We start from the raw sequence: 1,087 nt of genomic DNA on the forward strand, positions 1-1,087 counted from the left end.
CCGGACACACCGTCATCGATGATCTCCGGGACGGCGCCACGCCGGAACGCAACCACCGGCGTACCGCAGGCCATTGCTTCGATCGTTACGAGCCCGAAGGGTTCCGGCCAGTCGATTGGAAACAAAAGCGCTATCGCATTGCCCAGAAAATCCGCCTTTTGCCGCTCATCGATCTCGCCAATGAACTCCACGTTCGAATGCCGCAGCACTTGCGGCTCGACCCTTTCCTTCCAGAACGACTGGTCCACCTTGTCGATCTTGGCGGCGATTTTCAGAGGAAACCCGGCCCGCGCTGCTATTTCTATGGCCGCTTCCGGCCCCTTTTCCGGCGAGATGCGACCGAGAAACGCAAGATAGCCAGAGGTGTTCGGGTGGAATGGCAGAAGATCGCGGGGCAGGCCATGATGCACGGTTCCAACCCAATTGACGGGCGGCATGGGCCGGCGCTGGTCGAAGGAAATCGAGACCAGGGGAACGTCGTCGAACATTGCATAAAGCTGCGCCAGATCGGGCAGGTCGAGCCTGCCGTGAAGCGTGGTAACCGTTCGACTGGCAAAATCCCGAATTATGGGGAAGTGCAGAACATCGACGTGGAAATGTAAAACGTCGAATTCATCGGCTCGCCGGCGCACCCGTTCAAGCATCATGACGTGGTGCGGACCACCGTCCTGGACCCTGGGGTTCAGGCGCAGCGCGACGTCGCAACACGGCACCAGCTCAGCTGAGGTACGAGAATCGGCGCTGGCGAACAGCGTCACCTCGTGGCCCTGTCGGACAAGTTCTTCGGTCAGATACGAAACAATTCGCTCGGTTCCACCGTAGGTTCGGGGCGGCACGGATTCGGTTAGCGGCGCGATCTGGGCTATTTTCATTTAGAAAATCTTTTCGGCGGCGACCGCCGTCTTTCAAACAAGCTTCGGCGGCAACCAAGACGAGCGAGAGCTTCCGGTTGCGAAGTATTCTATACAGAGCGTATTTATAGTTGTGCCGTCCGTGCTCCTCGCGTGCAATAGGTTGCCCTTATTCAACTCCTCTGGATCCAAGAACTGCGATCCATGAGAAATGTTTCACCGGCTCGATAAAAAGA

At 57.6% G+C, this 1,087-nt stretch carries 1 protein-coding gene; it reads right to left on the bottom strand.

Annotation, left to right across the window (positions count from 1 at the left end; all coding sequences use genetic code 11):
- Positions 1 to 872 (bottom strand): glycosyltransferase family 4 protein (locus NKG60_RS32160; protein WP_352870023.1); only part of this gene is annotated, 872 nt, incomplete at its 3' end.
- Positions 873 to 1,087 lie beyond the last annotated feature (215 nt).

This window comes from Mesorhizobium sp. M1428 (assembly GCF_040317515.1).
GTDB lineage: Bacteria > Pseudomonadota > Alphaproteobacteria > Rhizobiales > Rhizobiaceae > Mesorhizobium.